Below are 18,781 nucleotides of genomic sequence, written 5' to 3' on the forward strand. Positions count from 1 at the left end.
GGCGCGCGCCCTACGCGGCGCGGATGCGGTCCAGCGCCCGCTGCAGGTCGTCGGGGTACTCCGCCGAGTACGACACCCACGACCCCGTGCGCGGGTGCTCGAACCCGAGCCGGACGGCGTCGAGCCACTGCCGCGTGAGCCCGAGCTCCTCGGCGAGCACCGGGTCGGCCCCGTACATCGTGTCGCCCACGAGCGGGTGCCGGGTCGCCGCCATGTGCACCCGGATCTGGTGCGTCCGACCGGTCTCGAGGTGCACCTCGAGCAGGGTCGCGGAGCGGAACGCCTCGAGGGTCTCGTAGTGCGTCACGCTCGGCTTGCCGTCGGCCGTGACCGCGAACTTCCAGTCGCTCGAGGGGTGTCGACCGATGGGCGCGTCGATCGTGCCGGAAGTGGGGTCGGGGTGCCCCTGCGCGAGGGCGTGGTAGACCTTCTCGACCGTGCGCTCCTTGAACGCGCGCTTGAGGTGCGTGTACGCCAGCTCGGTCTTCGCCACGACCATCAACCCCGAGGTGCCGACGTCCAGCCGGTGCACGATGCCCGCGCGTTCGGCGGCGCCGGAGGTGGCGATCGTGAAGCCGGCCGCGGCGAGGCCACCGGGGACCGTGGGGCCGTCCCAGCCGGGCGAGGGGTGTGCGGCGACGCCGATCGGCTTGTCCACCACGACGATGTCGTCGTCGTCGTGCACGACCGTCATGCCGGGGACCTCGACCGGGATGATCCGGGGGGCTTCCTTCGGCGTCCACTCGACCTGCAGCCAGGAGTCGGCGTGCAACCGGTCGGACTTGTCCACCGTGACCCCGTCGACGGTCACGCCGCCGGCCGAGACGACCTCGGCAGCGAAGGAACGGCTGAACCCGAGGAGCTTCGCGATGGCGGCGTCGACACGCTCACCGGCGAGCCCGTCCGGCACCGGCAGGGAACGGCTCTCGGTCACGTCGCGTCGTGCCCGAGGGTGTCCCGCCCGTCACGCGGTGCGCGCGGGTCCTCGACCAGGGGCCGGGAGGCGCGGTGCTCGTCCGCCTCGGAGGCGTCCGACTGCGCAGGCGCCGCGTCCACCGCGCGCTGCTGCTTCGCGGAGAGCGCGCGGGTGCCGTCGAGGTTCACCCCGAGGATCACCAGCAGGACGAAGACCACCATGCTGATGCAGATGAACGAGTCGGCGATGTTGTAGATCGCGGGCATCATCCACGGGGTCGAGATGAAGTCCACCACGTGGCCGCGACCGAAGCCGGGCTCACGGAAGAGCCGGTCGAGCAGGTTGCCGAGCGCCCCGCCGAGGAGCATGCCGAGCACGAGCGCCCACCACATCGAGCGGATCCGCCGGGCGAACACGATGATCGCGACCACGACGGCCGTCGAGACGATCGAGAACACCCACGTCATGTTCACTGCGAACGAGAACGCGGCGCCGGGGTTCCGGACGTAGAGCAGCTGCAGGGCGTTCCCGAGGACCGGGACGACGGTGCCGTACGGCAGGTTGGCGACGACGAGCGCCTTCACGCCCTGGTCGAGCGCCACCACGACGACAGCGGCGAAGGCCAGTGCCGCGATCGCGCGGACACTGACCTTCGCTCGTGATGCTGGTCGCGACAACGTCAGTTGCCGAAGCCCTGCGCCGATGCCGGCGCCGGGGTGAGCCCGGACTGCTCGGTGCCCGAGCCGTCCAGCTCGTTGAGCTGACCCTGGATGTAGCTCTTGAGCTGTGCACGGTAGTCGCGCTCGAACGTGCGGAGCTCGTCGATCTTGCCCTCGAGCTGGCGCTGCTCCTGCTCGAGCACCGCGACACGCTGACGGTTCGTGTTCTCGGTGTCGGCGATGATCTGGCGCTGCTTGGCCTCGGCCTCGGAGACGAGGCGGGCGGCCTGCGCGGTGCCCTCGGCGATGAGCGCGTCGCGCTTCTCGACGCCTTCGCGGACGTGCTCCTCGTGGAGACGACGTGCGAGCGTCAGGAGGTTCGTGGTGCCCTCGGTGTCCTCGTCGGCCGGGACCGTGGTGGCCGGCGCGGCGGCGGCGACCGGAGCGGGCTCCGGCGCGGCTGCCACGGGGGCGGGCTCCGGCTCGGGCTCGGGGGTCGGAGCGGACTGCTCGGCCTCGGCCGGCTTCGGCGCGGACTCGGCCGTCTGCAGGCGCTGGCGGAGCTCGTCGTTCTCGGCCGTCAGGCGACGGAGCTCGACGACGACCTCGTCGAGGAAGTCGTCGACCTCGTCCTGGTCGTAGCCCTCGCGGAACTTCGTCGGCTGGAACCGCTTGTTGACTACGTCTTCCGGCGTCAAAGCCATTGCCGTCACCTCAATAGAACTGCTGAACGTGTGGAACCGTCTCGGTGCGACCGAATCTACCAGTCGCGCCGAACGGTGCGGATGCCACGCCGGGGCGAGCATCGGATCCCGACCACCGTACACCGATGGTGGCCGTGAACCGTGACCACGCACTGGGCGTGGCGCGTGTCGTGTCCTCTTAGTTGGCGAACACGGGGATGAGCAGGGCGATCACGAACCGGATGATGATCGCCAGGAGGAGCACGATCGTCCAGCCGAAGTCGAGCGCCACGGGGCCCATGCGCATCGGCGGGAGGACCCGGCGGACCGCCCGGATCGGCGGGTCCGTCACGGTGTAGACCACGTCGGCGACGACAAGGAGTGCTCCGCGCGGCCGCCAGGACCGGTTGAACTGCTGGACGATGTCGAGGACGAACCGCCCCCACAGCACGAGGATGTACAGCAGGAGGAGGTAGTACAGGATCGTGAGGATCGCGGTCACGATGGGGCTCGCTCAGCTCGGGTGCGGACCGTCATGCGACGAGCCGCACGGGGCGGGTGGGCCTGAGGAACTCAGGACTGGGCGAAGAAGGACGCCTCGATGTCGGACTCTACCTCAGGCGCCTCACCGCTCACCGCGACGTGCGCCGGCGACAGCAGGAACACCTTGTTGGTGACGCGCTCGATCTTGCCGTAGAGGCCGAGCGACAGCCCGGAGGCGAAGTCGATCATGCGGCGGGCGTCGGCCTCGGTCATCTGCGAGAGGTTGATGATGACGGGGATGCCGTCGCGGAAGCTCTCGGCGATGGACTGGGCGTCCTTGTACTCGCGGGGGTGGACGGTGAGGATCTCGTTCATTTCCTGGACCGGTGCTGCCTTCTGTGCGGACGTGTGCGAGCGGCGGAGCGGGGTGACCTGGGCGCCGCGCTGGTGGGTGTGCGCCTTGGGCTCGGCGGCGACGGGCGCCACCGGTGCCGCGGCGGGCGCGGGGGTCTCGTCGGCGACCGGAGCGGGCGCGGGGGCAGGGGCCGGAGCGGACTGCTGCCGCGCGGGCTGCTGCTGCGGCTGCTCGTCCTCGTACTCGAGTTCCTCGTCGGCGAGGCCCAGGTAGACCATCGTCTTCTTCAGCGGGTTGGCCATGGTTCCTCCGGAGGTCGGTGCTCGTGGATGCCCTTGCAACGAGGCTAGGGCGCGACCGGCCGATTTCCCGTGATTGCGGTCCCGATCCGCAGGTGTGTCGCGCCCTCGAGCACGGCGTCGGCGTAGTCACCGCTCATCCCGGCCGAGATGTCCGTCGCGGCGGGGGCGAGGGACACCACGCGCTCGGAGACCCCACGGAGCCGGGCGAAGGCCGCGCGCGGCTCCTCGTCGAGCGGTGCGACGGCCATCACCCCGCGGAGCCGGATCGTGCCGGTCGCGAGCACCCGCGACACCATGGCCTCGACGGCGTCGGGTCGGACGCCACCGCGGTCGGGGTCGTCGGTCAGGTTGACCTGCACGAAGCCGTCGATCACCGGCGGTTCGGGTTCGGCTTCGGTCGGCGCGAACGCGTCCACCACGGACTCGCGGTCGAGCGACTGCACGACGTGTGCGTACCGCCGGACCTGTCGGGCCTTCTTCGACTGCAGCTGTCCGACGAAGTGCCAGGTCAGCGGGAGGTCGGCGAGCTCGGCGGCCTTCGCCTGCGCCTCCTGGTGCCGGTTCTCCCCCACGTCGGTGACGCCGAGCGCGGCGAGGTCGCGGACGAGCGACGCCGGGTGGAACTTCGTGACGACGACGAGCGTGAGCTCGTCGGCCGAGCGCCCTGCGGCGCGCGCCGCATCGGAGATGCCGCTCCTGACGGACGCGAGACGCGCCTCCAGTCCGTCGTCTGCTGACGGGGACGGGAGGCGCGGGTCGTCTGACAACGCTCGTTACTTCAGGAAGTCGGGGACGTCGAGCTCGTCGTCATCGTCGTCGAACGCCGGGTCGGCGGCACGCTGCGCGGGCGCCTCGTGCTCCTGCGACGCCCACGACGGAGCCGACGAGGACGAGTCCTCGATCGCGCCGGTCGCACCGGCGGACGCCACGGGGACCGTCGCGCCGGCCTCGGGGTCGACCCAGCTGGAGCGGCGCTCCTTCTGCTGCGAGGTGGGCTCGCCGCCGTCGAAGCCCGCGGCGATGACGGTCACGCGGACCTCGTCGCCGAGCGTGTCGTCGATGACGGCACCGAAGATGATGTTCGCCTCGGGGTGGACTGCCTCTTGCACGAGACGGGCCGCGTCGTTGATCTCGAAGATGCCGAGGTTCGAACCACCCTGGATCGAGAGCAGCACGCCGTGCGCACCGTCGATCGAGGCCTCGAGCAGCGGGCTCGCGACGGCCAGTTCGGCCGCCTTGATCGCCCGGTCGGCACCCCGCGAGGAACCGATGCCCATGAGCGCGGAACCCGCACCCTGCATGACGGACTTCACGTCGGCGAAGTCGAGGTTGATCAGGCCGGGCGTGGTGATGAGGTCGGTGATGCCCTGGACGCCGGCGAGGAGCACCTGGTCGGCCGTGGCGAACGCCTCGACCATCGAGATGCCGCGGTCGCTGATCTCGAGCAGGCGGTCGTTCGGCACGACGATGAGCGTGTCGACCTCGTCCTTGAGGCCGGCGACACCGTTCTCGGCCTGCGACTGACGACGCTTGCCCTCGAAGCTGAACGGCTTGGTGACGACGCCGATGGTGAGCGCGCCGATCGACTTCGCGATGCGGGCGACCACGGGCGCACCACCCGTGCCGGTCCCACCGCCCTCACCGGCGGTGACGAAGACCATGTCGGCACCGGCGAGGGCCTCTTCGATCTCCTCGGCGTGGTCCTCGGCGGCACGACGACCGACCTCGGGGTCCGCTCCGGCGCCGAGGCCGCGGGTGATCTCGCGGCCCACGTCGAGCTTGACGTCGGCGTCGCTCAGGAGCAGCGCCTGCGCGTCGGTGTTGATCGCGATGAACTCCACCCCGCGGAGGCCGAGCTCGATCATCCGGTTGACGGCGTTCACGCCGCCGCCGCCGACGCCGACGACCTTGATGACGGCGAGGTAGTTGTGGTTCGTGGTCACGTCAGTCAGGCCTCCGGTCGAACCCTCAACCTCTACTTGAAGTTCAGGGGCATTGCTGGTAGATGTGGTGCTGGCTTCGACGCTACGGGTGCGCTCCGGGCACTGTCGCCCCGCCACGCCGCGTGTCGCGCGATTCCGCGTCGACTTCCGCTACTTCTTCGCGCGGATGATGCCGTTGTCCGGAGCGCTGACGTCGTACTCGACGACGACGCCGGGGTTCCGCGCCGCGTGGTCCTTCACGAGGGCCGCGAGCAGGGCCGCCTTCGCGTCCGACTGCTCCGGGTTCCCCCAGACGACGCTCGAGCCGTCCTTGAGGGTGAGCGTGACGTCGTCGGCGGTCGAGCCCTTCACGCTCGTCACCTGCTGACGGACGGTCGACGGGAGCGCGAGCACGACCTCGGTCATCGTGCGGAACTCGGACGAGCCGAGCTTCGCGTTGCCGATGTCGGCGACGGGCATGTTCGCGGGCTGCTTCGGTGACGACTGCACGACGATGCCGGCCGGGTCGACCAGGTCGAAGGACTTCCCCGACCGCACCGCGACGACCGGGGTGCGCTCGGTCACGGTGACCACGAGGGTGTGCGGCGGGGCTTCCTCCGTCACGTAGCTCTCGATGAGCGGGAAGCCGGCGATGTCCTTCTTGATGGCGTCGAAGTCGAGCCGGGCCAGCGGGGTGCCGATCTGGTCGGAGAGCGCCTGGCGGAGCTGGGTCTCGTCGACGCGGTTCGTCCCCTTGACCTCGATGGTCTGGAGCGCCATCAACGGCGAGAACACCGCGACGAGGATCGAGATCCCGAAGACGAGGACGATGCTCGCGGCGGTGATCCAGGCGGCGCGGCGGTGCCGGCTGCGACGGGTGAAGCGGCGGACCTCGGCGCGCTCGAGGAGGCGACGACGGCGCTTGGCCACCCGGGCCTCCCGCGCGGTCTCGGCAGCGCGGACGCCGGCGCCGATCGGGCGCTCGTGGCCGTCCTCGCCCGGGCCGTGCAGGTCGGTGAGGTGGGCGAGCCGCTCGGCGTCGCGGCGCTCGGTCTCCTGCCGCTCCCGGGCGAGGCGCTCGGCCTCGGGGTCGTGGTGGTCCTCGTCGGGCGTGTACTCGCGCAGCCGGCCGGCGACGGACGACAGTCCGGCGCCGAGGCGACGGCCGGCGGCGCCGGCGAGGGCACCGGCGCGGTCGCGAGCCGACCCGTTCGACGGGTCGGCGGCGGTGGGGTCGGCCGTCTCGACGATCGGTTCCTCGGTGGCGGGCTCGAGCCGCGCCTCCTGGACCTCCGGCTCGGGCTCGCGGGACGGACGCCGCGGGATCAGCGGGGCACGACGCTGCCGGGGCGCGCCCGCGCCGTCGGCAGGTGCGTCCGGACGGGCCGGCCGCTCGTCGAACCCCTCTGGACGCTTCACCGGGACAGCGCCCCGTCGTCGTGGAGGGCGCTGAGCACCTGCGGGATGATGCGGTACACATCGCCGCAGCTCAGGGTCATGATGATGTCGCCGTCGCGCGCGACCGCGGCCGCACGCGCCGAGGCCTCGTCCCAGTCGGGCAGGAACTCGACGCGGGACTGGTCGGCGAAGCGCTCCTGGACGAGGGCGCCGGTGACGCCGGGCTCCGGGTCCTCGCGGGCGCCGTAGACGTCGAGGACGACGGTGTGGTCGGCGAGCTCCTCGTAGACCTTGGCGAAGTCACCGGCCATCAGGCGCGTCCGCGAGTACAGGTGCGGCTGGTGGATCGCGATGATCCGGCCGTCGCCCACGACGTTCCGTGCGGCCTTGAGCGCCGCCGCCACCTCGGTCGGGTGGTGCGCGTAGTCGTCGTAGACCGAGACGCCGCGCTCGACGCCGTGCAGCTCGAAGCGTCGCTGAGTTCCGCCGAAGGCCTCGATGCCACGGATCGCGTCCTCGGCGGCGACGCCGAGTCCGGTCAGGACGGCGAAGGCGCCGACGGCGTTGATCGCGTTGTGGCGGCCGGGGACCCGGAGCGTCAGGTGGTGCGCCTCGCCCGCGGCGCGGAAGTCGACCTCGACCCCGGCGGACTCGGTGATCCCCTCGATCCGGACGTCGGCGTCGACGGCCTCGCCGAAGGTGACGATCTCGGGCGCGTCCTCGCGGGCGCGGATCCCAGCCGTGACCGCCTTCGCGCCGGCGTCGTCGCTCGAGATCACGACGCGCTCGCTCGCCTTGGCGGCGAACTCGACGAAGGCCTCGGTGAAGGCCTCCTCGCTGCCGTAGTGGTCGAGGTGGTCGGCGTCGACGTTCGTGATGAGGGCGACCGCGACGTCGTAGAGCAGGAACGATCCGTCGGACTCGTCGGCCTCGACGACGAACAGGTCGCTCGAGCCGGGCGCCGAGCTCGTGCCGAGGGACTGGATGACCCCACCGTTGACGAAGCTCGGGTCCAGCCCGAGCTCGACGAGCGCGGTGACGATCATGCCGGTCGAGGTGGTCTTGCCGTGTGCGCCGGCGACCGCGACGAGGCGGTGCTCGGCGATGAGGGCGGCGAGGGCCTGCGACCGGTGCAGGACCGGCAGGCCGCGGCGCTGGGCCTCGAGGAGTTCCGGGTTGTCCGGCCAGAGCGCGCTCGTGACGACGATGGTGTCCGCGTCGCCGACGTTCGCGGCGTCGTGGCCGATGTGCACCTCGGCACCGAGGTCGCGCATGGTGCCCGTGGTGGCGGTCTCGCGGGAGTCGCTGCCGGTCACGCGGTGGCCGGCGGCGAGGAAGAGCCGGGCGATGCCGCTCATGCCGGAGCCGCCGATGCCGACGAAGTGGACCGTGCCGAGGTCGTCGGGGATCGGCTGCGTCAGGTCCGGCTTGATGGTCATCGTTCCTCCGTGGTGCTGTCGTGCGCGTCGCGCTTCGCATCGGTCGCGCGCTTCGCGGCGTCGAGGACGAGGTCCGTCATGCGGTCGGCGCCGTCGCGGTGTCCGACGCTGCCGGCACGCACGGTCATGTCGGCGATGCGGGCACGGTCCTGCAGGGTGTTCAGCAGCTGGAACGTCACCCAGTCCTCGTCGAATTCCGCGTCGGCCACGAGGACCGCTCCCCCGGCGTCGACGACGTCCTTCGCGTTGTGCCGCTGCTCGCCGTTGCCGACAGGGTACGGCACGAGGACGCTCGGCAGCCCGACGGCGGTCAGCTCGCAGACCATGCCGGCGCCGGCGCGCGAGACCACGAAGTCGCTCGCGGCGTACGCCAGGTCCATCCGGTCGCAGTAGGGCAGCACGTGGTAGCCGTCGAGGTCGCTCGGGCCGATGTCGGACTTCCCGCCGACGACGTGCAGGACCTGCCAGCCGGCACCGACGATCGTCGCGGCGCTCCGGTTCACGGTGCGGTTGATGCTCCGCGCGCCGGAGGACCCGCCCGTGACGAGCAGGACCGGTCGGGCGGGGTCGAGGCCGAACTCGGCGAGGCCGTCGGCGCGGCTCGCACGACGGTCGAGCGACTCGATCTCGCGCCGGAGCGGCATGCCGACGACCCGGCCGTGGCGGAGCCGCGTGTTCGAGAAGGTCACGCCCACGTGGTCGGTGAGGAACGCTGCCAGGCGGTTCGCCAGGCCGGGCTTGGCGTTCTGCTCGTGCACGACGATCGGGGTGCCGGTACGGCGTGCGGCGATGTACGCCGGTGCGGCCGCGTAGCCCCCGACACCGAGGACGACGTCGACCTCGCGCTCGCGGATGATCTGCTCGACCCGACGGACGGCGCCGAGGAACCCGCCGGGGAAGCGGAGGGCGGCGGCGTTCGGCTTGCGCGGGAACGGCAGGCGCGGGATCGTCAGCAGCTCGTAGCCGCGCATCGGGACGAGCCGGGACTCGAGGCCCTCCGCGGTGCCGAGGACGAGGACCTCGGCGTCGGGCTCGCGCTCGGTCAGCCGGTCGGCGACCGCGAGCAGCGGGTTCACGTGGCCGGCGGTGCCGCCGCCCGCGAAGAGGTACGTGTTCACCGGAGGGTTCCGTTCGTGGTGGTGCGGCCGACGCTGTTCCTGCCCGTGAGGTCGCTCTTGCCCGGGAGGTCGCGCGCGAAGGACAGGACGACGCCGATGGCGACGAGGGTCATGATCAGCGCGGAGCCACCGGCCGAGATGAGTGGGAGAGGGACGCCGAGGACCGGCAGGAGGCCGAGGACCACGGCGATGTTGACGAGCGCCTGGCCGATGATCCACGCGAGCACGCCACCGGTGACGGTCTTCACGAAGGGGTCGTTCGACTGGCGGATGATCTTGATCATGCCGACCGCGAGGACCACGAACAGGGCGAGCACGACGACGGCGCCGACGAGCCCGAGCTCCTCGCCGATGATCGCGAAGATGTAGTCGTTGTCGGCCTCGGGGAGCCACGACCACTTCGCCTTGGAGTTGCCGAGACCCACCCCGAAGACGCCGCCGGAGGCCAGCGCCCACATGCCGTGGGTCGGCTGCCAGCAGAGGTCCTGGTACTGGCTCGTGTCGGTGCAGCCGGAGAGCCAAGCGCTGATGCGGTGCGACCGGGAGCTCGACGCCATCGTGACGAACGGCAGCAGCACGGCCAGGCCGAGCACCCCGACGAGCAGGTGCTTCGCCCGGGCGCCGCCGACGTAGAGCGCGCCGAACACCAGGATGAGCATGATCATCGCGGTGCCCTGGTCGCCGCCGACGAGGACGAGGCCGATCGACCCGAGCGACGCGATGCCGATCGGGATGAAGACCTCTTTCCAGTCGTCGAGCTTCTCCCGCTTGACGTACATGATCGCGCCGATGCCCAGCACGAGCGCGAGCTTGAGGATCTCGGACGGCTGCGCGGTGAACGACCCGAGGCGGATCCAGTTCCGGTTGCCCTGGATCGAGTAGCCGAGCGGGGTCAGGACGACGAGCGCCTGCACGACGAGGCCGACCCCGACGATCCACATCGCCCACTTCCGCCAGAACCGCGCGGGCAGGCGGGAGGCGATGAGCATGAGCGGGACACCGAGCACGGCGTAGAGGCCCTGGCGGGAGGCCGCGCCGAAGAAGTCGTGCGTCGCGGCGTACTGCTCCACGCTCGACGAGGACAGCACCATGACCACGCCGAAGACGACGAGGAAGAGCGTGACGCCCAGGATCGTGTAGAAGGTGCTCGACTCGGCGACGAAGACGTTCTTGACGGCGACGACCGCCCCGTTGTGGCGGCGTGCGGGTGCGTGCGGTCGGCCGGGGGCCGCTCCGCCGCTACGGCCGCTCGGGAGATCCGTCGTCGCCATCGGCGTTTCCTCCCAGGTGCTCGTGGACCGCCGCCGCGAATCGACGCCCCCGGTCCGCGTAGGAGCCGAACTGGTCGAACGACGCCGCAGCCGGGGCGAGGAGGACCGTGTCGCCCGGCCTCGCGACCGATGCGGCATGCCGGACCGCCTCGGGCATGACCTGATCAGTGTCCGCTGCCTCGACCTGCAGCACCGGCACCCCGGGCGCGTGTCGCGCGAATGCCTCGAGCACGGGACCGCGATCGGTCCCGATCACGACGACGCCGCGGACGTCCGGCCCGAAGCGCTCGACGAGTCCGTCGATGTCGACGCCCTTGAACAGGCCCCCGACGATCCAGACCACCTTGTCGAACGCCGCGAGCGACGCCGTGGCTGCGTGCGGGTTCGTCGCCTTCGAGTCGTCCACCCAGGTGACGCCCTCGGCGGAGGCCACCAGCTCGGTGCGGTGGTGGTCGGCGCGGAAGCCCTGCACGGCGGTGCGGATCGCGCTCGGCTGCACGGAGGCCGCACGGGCGAGTGCGGCCGCGGCGAGGACGTTCATCGTCATGTGCGGGCTGGCGAGCCCGGCGGCCTCGAGGTCGGCGACGGTCGCGAGCTCGAGCGCGCTGTTCCGTCGGTCGTCGGTGAAGGCCCGGTCGCAGAGGACGTCCTCGACCACCCCGACGTCGCCGGGCGCGGGGATCCCCGGGCCGAAGCCCACGGCACGGCACCCCTCGACGACGTCGGCGTCCTCGACCATGTGCCGGGTGACGTCGTCCGTGGTGTTGTACACGCAGGCGAGGACCGTGCGCTCGTAGACCTTGGCCTTCGCGGCCCGGTAGGCCTCGGCGGAGCCGTGCCACTCGAGGTGGTCGTCCGCGATGTTCAGGCAGGCGCTGGCGAGGGGCACCACGGCACCGTCGCCGGTCGTCGGCATGTAGTGCAGCTGGTGGCTGGAGAGTTCGACGACGAGGACGTCGTAGCCGTCAGGATCGCGCACGACGTCGAGGACGGGCACGCCGATGTTGCCGCACGCCACCGCGCGGAGCCCGCCGGCCTCGAACATCGCGGTCGCGAGCTGCGTCGTGGTGGTCTTGCCGTTCGTGCCCGTGATGGTCACCCAGGGCGCAGCGATGGGGCCGCGCACGACCTTGTCACGGACACGCCAGGCGAGCTCGATGTCACCCCACACGACGCTGTTCGCCACGGCCCACTGCACGGTCGCGTTGTGCGGCGGCAGGCCCGGCGACACGACGACGACGTCCGGCGCCTGGGCCTCGAGGGCGGCGGGGACCGAGTCGAGGGGCACCTGCACGAACTGCGCACCGATCACGTCGAGCAGCTCCACGCTGTCCGACGGGGCGTCGGTCGAGTAGACCGTCACCGCGCTGCCGAGCTCGACGAGGGTGTCGGCGACCGAGAACCCGGTGGCGCCGAGGCCGAGCACGGCGACGTTCAGCCCCGTCCAGCCCTCGGCGTACCAGCTGTCCAGGGACTCCAGGCGGGACGAGGACACGGCGTCAACCAACTCGTGCGATCCATTCGAGGTAGAAGAGTCCGACACCCGCGGCGACGCAGAGTCCCGCGATGATCCAGAACCGGACGACGACGGTCACCTCGGCCCACCCCTTCAACTCGAAGTGGTGGTGCAGCGGACTCATCCGGAAGATGCGCTTGCCGTGCGTGATCTTGAAGTACGCCCGCTGCAGGATGACCGAACCGGTGACGATAAAGAACAGGCCACCGATGAGGATGAGCAGGAGCTCCGTGCGGCTGAGGATCGCGAGGCCGGCCAGTGCGCCGCCGAGCCCGAGCGAACCGGTGTCGCCGAGGAAGATCTGCGCCGGCGACGTGTTGTACCAGAGGAAGCCGATCAGGCCGCCGCAGACCGCTGCCGCCACGACCGCGAGGTCCAGCGGGTTGGTCACGGTGTAGCAGGCGTGCTCGGTGCTGGCGTCGAGCCGGGCACCGCCGCAGATCTGGTTCGACTGCCAGAAGCCGATGATCACGTACGAGCCGATGGCCAGGATGCTCGAGCCGGTCGCGAGACCGTCGAGCCCGTCCGCCACGTTCACGCCGTTCGACGTCGAGACCGTCAGCAGGACGATCCACGCCAGGAACAGCACGGTGCCGATCACGGTACCGAGCGCCATGAAGTCGAGCCACGGGATGTCCCGGATGGCCGACACCATCGTCGACGCCGGCGGCTTGCCGTTGCCGGACGGGACGACGAGCGCCACGGTCGCGAAGATGACGCCGACGATGACCTGCCCGAGGACCTTCGCCCAGCCGCCGAGCCCGAGACTGCGCTGACGACGGACCTTGAGGAAGTCGTCGATGAACCCGACGAACCCGAGGCCGACCATGAGGAACAGCACGAGCAGGCCGGACAGCGTGACCGAGTCTCGGCCGACCAGGTGTCCGACGAAGTAGCCGAGCACCGCGCCGATGATGAGGACGATGCCGCCCATCGTCGCCGTGCCGCGCTTGGTGTGGTGCGACTGCGGGCCGTCGTCGCGGATGAACTGTCCCCAGCCGAGGCGGTGGAACAGCTTGATGAACAGCGGCGTGAGCAGCAGTGTGAACACCAGCGACACGGCGCCGGCGATCAGGAGGGCGATCATTCGGTGACACCTCCGAGGCGGTCGCCGAGGAATCGCAGTTCGGCGGACTTCGAGGACTTGACGAGGACGACGTCGCCGGGGCGGAGCATGTCCTGCAGTGAGTGGACGGCGTCGTCGACGTCCTCGATGAACACGGACTCGCCGTCCCACGATCCCTCGAGGGTGGCGGCCTGGTGGATGGGCATCGCGCCGCGGCCGACGACCACGAGCTGTCCGATGCCGAGACGGACGACGAGCCGACCGATGCGGTCGTGCTCCTCCGTCGAGAACTCGCCGAGCTCGGCCATCTCGCCGAGCACGGCGACGGTCCGCTCCCCCGGGCGCACGATCTGCGCCAGGGTCCGCAGCGCCGCTGCGGTCGAGTCGGGCGACGCGTTGTAGGCGTCGTTGATCACGGTGACGCCGTCGGGGCCGCCGGGGAGGAGCTCCATGCGCCAGCGCTCGGCGCGCGTCATCGACGCGAGCGCGGCGGCGCCGGCGGCGAGCGGGACGCCCCACAGGTGGGCGACCGTGAGCGCGGCGGACGCGTTCATGGCGTGGTGCTCACCCAGGATCGCGAGCTGCACGTCGACGCGATCCGTGCCTCCTGGCCGTCCGTCCGCAGACGGGTCGCCTTCCTGGCGGACGGGAGGCGCGGTGAGCGTGAAACGGGTGCCGTTGCGGTCCGTCTCGATGCCGGTGATGCGGTAGTCGGCGTCGTCGGACGTGCCGAAGCCGACGACGTGGGCGGCCGTCAGGGCGCGCATCGACGCGACACGGTCGTCGTCGACGTTGAGGAGCGCAGTCGCGCTCCCGGGCAGGTCGGTGACCATCTCGGACTTGGCGCGCTGGGTCGCCTCGATCCCGCCGAACTCGCCGGCGTGCGCGAGGCCCACCTTGAGGACGACGCCGACGTCCGGCTCGGCGATCGCGACGAGCTTGGCGATGTGGCCGATGCCGCTCGCGCCCATCTCGACGACCAGGTACCGGGTGTCCTCGGTGATGCGGAGCATCGAGATCGGCGCACCGACGTGGTTGTTGAACGACCCCTCGGGCGCGACGGTCTCGCCGTGCTGCTCGAGGATCGTGCGGAGCATGTTCTTCGTGCTCGTCTTGCCGTTCGAGCCGGTGATCCCGACGACCTTGAGCGGCGCCGGGCGTCCGTCGGCGTCGACGCGGTCGGCGGTCGCCATCCGGACGCGCGTGACGACCTCGTGCGCGAGCGCGGCGAGGGCGTCGTAGCCATCCGTCACGACGATCTGCGGTGCCGTGGTCTCGACGCGCTCGGGCGTGATGACGAGCGCGGCGCCGGCCTCGGTCGCCGCGGGGACGAAGCGTCGTCCGTCAGTGACCTCGCCCGGGAGTGCGAAGAACACGCTGCCCGGCGTCACGAGGCGGGAGTCGGTCTCGACGGTGCCGTCGACGACCAGGTCGCCCTGGTCGGCGACGTCGGTCGCCTGGGCACCCGGGATCAGCTCGCCGTCGACCGCTGTCGCGATCTCGGCGAGGGTCATGGCGATCATCGGAGTTCCTCGGTGGGGCCGGAGTTCGGTTCCCAACCGGCCTCGCGGAGGGCCTGGCGGGCTTCGTCGCGTGCCGAGTACGGCGTGCGGACGCCCTGGATGTCGCGGTAGTCCTGGTGGCCGGGGCCGGCCCAGAGGATCGAGTCCCCCTCGCCGACGAGGCCCACCGCGGTGCGGATCGCGGCCTCGGGCGGGCTGACCTCGTGGAGCTCGTGCTCGGGGAACGCCTCGCGCGCGGCGTCGACGAGGGTCTTCCGGATCGATGCGGCGTCCTCGAAGCGCGGGTGGTGGTCGGTGACGACGAGGATGTCGCTCCCCGCAGCAGCCACGCGGGCCATGTCGCCGCGCTTGGTCTTGTCGCGGTCGCCGTCGGCGCCGAAGAGCATGAGGACCTTGCCGGGGGTGAACTGCCGGACGGCCGCGAGGGTGTTCTCGAAGGCGTCGGCGCTGTGGCCGAAGTCGACGTAGACGCTCGGGCCGCGGTCGCCCGAGACGCGCTCGGTCCGGCCGGGCAGGTAGCACTCGATGGCGCTCGTCCGCTCGCCGCGCTGCTCGCGCTCGTCCTCGTCCGGGTAGCGGCGGTGGTTCGTCTCGAGCGCGTGCGCGATGGCGCCGAGCTCGAACCCGCCCTCGACCAGCATCACGATCGCCAGCGCGGCGTTCGCGGCCATGTGCCAGCCGATCAGCGGCACACGGGTGGTGAGCGCACGGCCCTCGGGACCGGTCAGTCGGAACTCGGTGTAGGCGGCGTGCGCCTCGACGATGTCGACGTGCCACTCGGCCTCGACGTCGGGGTGGACCGTGATGGTCGTGACCGGGATCCGGGAGTCCTGCACCACGCGGTGGCCCCAGTCCGTGTCCAGCGAGACGACGCCGCGACGGGCGTGTTCGGGCTGGAACAGCGGGAGCTTCGCCTGGTAGTACTCCTCCATGTCGGCGTAGTCGTCGAGGTGGTCGTGCGACAGGTTCGTGAACGCCGCGACGTCGAAGACGATGCCGTCGACGCGGTGGCGGCTGAGGGCCTGGGCGCTCACCTCGACGGCGACCGCGCGGACCTCGCTCTCGCGCATCCGGGCGAGCAGGGCGTGCATCTCGCTCGCCTCGGGCGTGGTGAGGCGGCTCGTGACGCTGAGCGCGCCGATGTGCCGCTCGGCGGTGGAGCTGAGGCCCGTGACGAGGCCGAGCTGCTTGAGGATCCCCTCGAGGATGTAGGACGTGCTCGTCTTGCCGTTCGTGCCGGTGACGGCGAACAGCTGCGGCAGGTCGGTGGCCTCGTCCGGGTGGGTGCGGTACACCCACGCCGACACGTCGCCGAGGGCCGCACGGGGGTCGTCGACGACGAGCACCGGCAGACCGGCCGCCTGGGCGTGCTCCACGCCGGCGTCGTCGGTCAGGACCGCGACCGCGCCGCGCTCGGCGGCCTCGGCGGAGAACTCCGCGCCGTGCCGGTTCGCACCGTGCACGCCGACGAAGAGGTCACCCGGCTGCACCTCGGCGGCGCTCAGGGTGACGCCGGTCGTCTCGACGGCGTCGACCGAGCCGACGACTCGCAGACCGAACGCGTTCGCGAGTTCGGCCACGGCCCTCGGGGTCGGGTGTTCGGGTCGGAGGACCGGGGGGATCCGTGCGGACAAGTGCTCCTTCTTCCTCACCACGTGGTCGGGTAGGTCTTCGCCGGCGTCGTGGAGGGGGCTACTCGGTACTTCTCGAGCACCTGGGACATGAGAGTTCGGAACGCCGGAGCCGCTCCGCTGGACCACTTGTTGGCCTGCGGCTTCGTGAACGTCACCGTGACAACATACTGGGGGTCCTCGGCGGGTGCCATTCCGGCCACCGAGGTGATGCGCTGGCCGCCGTAGCCCTTCGACCCCTCGGCGACCTCGGCGGTACCGGTCTTCGCGGCGATGTTGTAGCCGGAGATCGGCTTCATCCCCACGAGGGTGCCGCCGGTGACCACGCTCTGCAGCATGTCCGTGACCTGCGTCGCGGCGTTCGCGGACACGACGCGCGTCGGCTGCACGTCGGGCGCGTCGATCGTCTTGCCGTCGGCGGTCTCGCAGCCCTTGACGAGGTGCAGCGGGATCCGGACGCCGTCGTTCGCCAGGGTCTGGAAGATGCTCGCGACCTGGATCGCGGTCGTCGAGATGCCCTGGCCGAACATCGAGTTGATGTTCGTCTGCTGGTCCCAGTTCGGGCTCGTGCCGTAGTCCATCGACGGTTGGCCCGGGTAGTCGATCGCCGACTCGGGCTCGAACAGGCCGAACTTCTGCATGTAGTCGTACCGCTGCTGGGCGGTCAGTCGCTCGCCGAGCTCGGTGATCCCGACGTTCGAGGAGTTCTGGAGGATCCCCGTGAGCGTGAGGTTCTCGGTGTCGTGGAACTCGGAGTCGTGGATCGACCCGCCCCACGGGAACGAGCGCGTGTACGGCACGACGGCCTGGTCGGTCGGACTCGACTTGCCCTGGTCGATGAGGGCGGCGGCGATGGCGGCCTTGATCGTTGACCCGGGCTCGTACGTGGCCGTGAGGGCCCGGGAGCCGAACGCGCCCTTGTCGGTCGTGCCGTCGACGTTGTTCGGGTCGACCGTCGGGTAGTCCGCGACGGCCAGGAGTTCGCCGGTCTTCACGCTCGTGACGGTCGCCGTCGCCGACTCGGCCTGCAGGGACTTCGCAGCGGACGCGATCGTCTGCTCGGCCATGTACTGCAGGTCGCTGTCGATCGTGGTCTCGACGGTCCCGCCGTCCTTGGCTTCCTTCGTGGTCACGGTGCTGCCCGGGAGCTGGACACCGTCGGACCCGCGCTCGTACGTCTCGGAGCCGTTCGACCCGGCCAGGCACTTGTCGTAGGCGTACTCGAGGCCGGCCTGGGCGCCGTCGGTGCCCATGAAGCCGGTGATGTTGCCGGCCGTCGCACCCGTCGGGTACACCCGTGACGCCTGCTGCTCCTTGTAGATCCAGGGGATGTCGAGCGCGGTCACCGCCTCGTAGTGCTTCACGTCGAGGCCCTTGACGAGGTAGGCGAAGTCGGACCGCGGGTTGGCCGCGATGTTCTTCTGCATGGTGGCGACGTCACCGCCCGACGCCTTCGCCAGTGCCGTCAGTGCCTGGTCGACCGAGACGTCCTTCACCCGCGTGCCGCCGAGCTTGCCCTCGAACTTCTTGACCAGCCGTGGCGCGGTCGTGATGTTGTACCGGGTGACGCTGTCGGCGAGCTCGGTCCCGTTGCGGTCCACGATCGACCCGCGGGTGCCGTAGATCGTGACGGGGATGCTCCGCTTCTCCTTCGACAGCTCGTTGAGCGCGGCGGCCTGGACCACCTGGATGTCGACGAGGCGGATCACGAAGACCGCCACGAGGGCGATCACGGCGATCATCACGACGCTGTAGCGGAGTCGTCGGCTGCGGATCGTCTTCGTCACGCGGTGCGGTCCTTCCCGGGGTGGAGCGGTCGTGCGGCAGGGCCCCCGGCCCGCAGGTCACCGCGTGGACGGGGCCTGGAGCTGGTTCGGGTCGGACTCTACGTCGGCCGTCGAGGAAGCCCCGGCCGACGCGCTGGCGCCTGCGGTCTTCCCAGCGTCCGCCGCGGCGGCGTCGCTGCCCGCCGTGGGCCCGCTCTCCTTGCTGGTGGAGGTGTCGCCCTGCTTCGCGGCGAGCGGCACCTCGTCCAGCAGCGAGTTCGGGACCTGGTTCGAGGTCGCCGCCGTGGCCTGGTCCGCGACCGCCGGGGTCGGCGTGCCGTACACCCGGCCGGTCTTCGGGTCGAGGTACACCGGCGTCGAGTTCGCGATCATGCCGAGTGCCTGCGCGTTGCGGGCCAGGTTCTGCGGCGAGTCGAGGACCCGCAGCTCCTCGGACAGCGACTGCTGCGTGCGGGAGAGGTTCGTCTGCTCCGCGCTGAGGGAGTTCAGCGTGTACGCGCCCTGGCTGAGCACCATGCTGATGCCGAGCTGCGCGAGGAGCAGGATGCCGAGGGCGGCCACCGCCACCACGGCGTACGCGATGCGCGGGCGGGCACGGCGCTGGGCCTTCGTCGGGGTGACCTCGACGAGCTCCGGCCGGTTCTGCCGCGTCGGACGCGGGGCGCGGGACGGGACGACGGCGGGGTCGACGAGTGCGAGGTTCGTGCTCATG

General features: G+C 71.0%; 17 protein-coding genes. All 17 read right to left on the reverse strand.

Annotated features, from left to right (window positions below; genetic code table 11):
- Positions 1-10: 10 nt before the first annotated feature.
- Positions 11-934, reverse strand: a complete 924-nt coding sequence (locus BIV03_RS05435) for an RluA family pseudouridine synthase (RefSeq protein WP_070418659.1) — start codon at positions 932-934, stop codon at positions 11-13.
- Complete coding sequence (gene lspA / locus BIV03_RS05440; protein ID WP_254790746.1) at positions 931-1,593, reverse strand: signal peptidase II; 663 nt, start codon at positions 1,591-1,593, stop codon at positions 931-933. The genes BIV03_RS05435 and lspA overlap by 4 nt, the downstream gene beginning before the upstream one ends.
- 2 nt (positions 1,594-1,595) lie before the next feature.
- A complete protein-coding gene (locus BIV03_RS05445; protein ID WP_070418658.1) occupies positions 1,596-2,279 on the reverse strand; it encodes a DivIVA domain-containing protein in 684 nt (227 codons plus the stop codon).
- Positions 2,280-2,457: 178 nt separating this feature from the next.
- A complete protein-coding gene (locus BIV03_RS05450) occupies positions 2,458-2,760 on the reverse strand; it encodes a YggT family protein (protein WP_083295315.1) in 303 nt (100 codons plus the stop codon).
- Between the two features lie 71 nt (positions 2,761-2,831).
- Positions 2,832-3,398 carry a cell division protein SepF gene (locus BIV03_RS05455; protein WP_070418656.1) on the reverse strand — a complete coding sequence of 189 codons (567 nt, stop codon included), beginning with the start codon at positions 3,396-3,398 and terminating at the stop codon, positions 2,832-2,834.
- A gap of 44 nt (positions 3,399-3,442) precedes the next feature.
- Positions 3,443-4,165 (reverse strand): YggS family pyridoxal phosphate-dependent enzyme, encoded by a 723-nt coding sequence (locus BIV03_RS05460; protein WP_083403219.1) that lies wholly within the window; start codon positions 4,163-4,165, stop codon positions 3,443-3,445.
- A 6-nt stretch (positions 4,166-4,171) separates the two neighbouring features.
- A complete protein-coding gene (gene ftsZ, locus BIV03_RS05465) occupies positions 4,172-5,341 on the reverse strand; it encodes a cell division protein FtsZ (RefSeq protein ID WP_070418655.1) in 1,170 nt (389 codons plus the stop codon).
- A 150-nt stretch (positions 5,342-5,491) separates the two neighbouring features.
- Positions 5,492-6,739: an FtsQ-type POTRA domain-containing protein gene (locus BIV03_RS18650; RefSeq protein ID WP_083403220.1), complete on the reverse strand. Its 1,248-nt coding sequence runs from the start codon at positions 6,737-6,739 to the stop codon at positions 5,492-5,494.
- The gene (murC, locus tag BIV03_RS05475) at positions 6,736-8,157 is read right to left on the reverse strand and encodes a UDP-N-acetylmuramate--L-alanine ligase (RefSeq protein WP_071294943.1); all 1,422 of its coding nucleotides are present in this window, start codon (positions 8,155-8,157) and stop codon (positions 6,736-6,738) included. Before murC ends, BIV03_RS18650 begins: the two co-directional genes overlap by 4 nt.
- Entirely contained in the window at positions 8,154-9,275 is a 1,122-nt protein-coding gene (murG, locus tag BIV03_RS05480; protein WP_071294944.1) for an undecaprenyldiphospho-muramoylpentapeptide beta-N-acetylglucosaminyltransferase, read from the reverse strand. Before murG ends, murC begins: the two co-directional genes overlap by 4 nt.
- A complete protein-coding gene (ftsW, locus tag BIV03_RS05485; RefSeq protein ID WP_071294945.1) occupies positions 9,272-10,546 on the reverse strand; it encodes a putative lipid II flippase FtsW in 1,275 nt (424 codons plus the stop codon). The genes murG and ftsW overlap by 4 nt, the downstream gene beginning before the upstream one ends.
- Positions 10,515-12,041, reverse strand: coding sequence for a UDP-N-acetylmuramoyl-L-alanine--D-glutamate ligase (gene murD / locus BIV03_RS05490; protein ID WP_175475727.1), 1,527 nt, complete (start codon positions 12,039-12,041; stop codon positions 10,515-10,517). The genes ftsW and murD overlap by 32 nt, the downstream gene beginning before the upstream one ends.
- A 4-nt stretch (positions 12,042-12,045) precedes the next feature.
- A complete protein-coding gene (gene mraY, locus BIV03_RS05495) occupies positions 12,046-13,149 on the reverse strand; it encodes a phospho-N-acetylmuramoyl-pentapeptide-transferase (protein WP_071294947.1) in 1,104 nt (367 codons plus the stop codon).
- Positions 13,146-14,651 carry a UDP-N-acetylmuramoyl-tripeptide--D-alanyl-D-alanine ligase gene (gene murF / locus BIV03_RS05500; RefSeq protein ID WP_071294948.1) on the reverse strand — a complete coding sequence of 502 codons (1,506 nt, stop codon included), beginning with the start codon at positions 14,649-14,651 and terminating at the stop codon, positions 13,146-13,148. Before murF ends, mraY begins: the two co-directional genes overlap by 4 nt.
- Positions 14,648-16,285, reverse strand: a complete 1,638-nt coding sequence (locus tag BIV03_RS05505; protein ID WP_071294968.1) for a Mur ligase family protein — start codon at positions 16,283-16,285, stop codon at positions 14,648-14,650. Before BIV03_RS05505 ends, murF begins: the two co-directional genes overlap by 4 nt.
- A 14-nt stretch (positions 16,286-16,299) precedes the next feature.
- Positions 16,300-18,069, reverse strand: a complete 1,770-nt coding sequence (locus BIV03_RS05510) for a penicillin-binding protein 2 (RefSeq protein ID WP_083295312.1) — start codon at positions 18,067-18,069, stop codon at positions 16,300-16,302.
- A 57-nt stretch (positions 18,070-18,126) separates the two neighbouring features.
- Positions 18,127-18,780: a hypothetical protein gene (locus tag BIV03_RS05515; RefSeq protein ID WP_070418648.1), complete on the reverse strand. Its 654-nt coding sequence runs from the start codon at positions 18,778-18,780 to the stop codon at positions 18,127-18,129.
- Position 18,781 lies beyond the last annotated feature (1 nt).

Source organism: Curtobacterium sp. MCBA15_016 (genome assembly GCF_001865105.1).
Classification (GTDB): domain Bacteria; phylum Actinomycetota; class Actinomycetes; order Actinomycetales; family Microbacteriaceae; genus Curtobacterium.

Bases quoted from the DNA above. Each gene is read 5' to 3' on its own strand.
- murC (WP_071294943.1), bottom strand. From the start codon at position 8,157: ATGACCATCAAGCCGGACCTGACGCAGCCGATCCCCGACGACCTCGGC.
- ftsW (WP_071294945.1), bottom strand. From the start codon at position 10,546: ATGGCGACGACGGATCTCCCGAGCGGCCGTAGCGGCGGAGCGGCCCCC.
- murF (WP_071294948.1), bottom strand. From the start codon at position 14,651: ATGATCGCCATGACCCTCGCCGAGATCGCGACAGCGGTCGACGGCGAG.
- BIV03_RS05515 (WP_070418648.1), bottom strand. From the start codon at position 18,780: ATGAGCACGAACCTCGCACTCGTCGACCCCGCCGTCGTCCCGTCCCGC.
- BIV03_RS05445 (WP_070418658.1), bottom strand. From the start codon at position 2,279: ATGGCTTTGACGCCGGAAGACGTAGTCAACAAGCGGTTCCAGCCGACG.
- BIV03_RS05455 (WP_070418656.1), bottom strand. From the start codon at position 3,398: ATGGCCAACCCGCTGAAGAAGACGATGGTCTACCTGGGCCTCGCCGAC.
- mraY (WP_071294947.1), bottom strand. From the start codon at position 13,149: ATGATCGCCCTCCTGATCGCCGGCGCCGTGTCGCTGGTGTTCACACTG.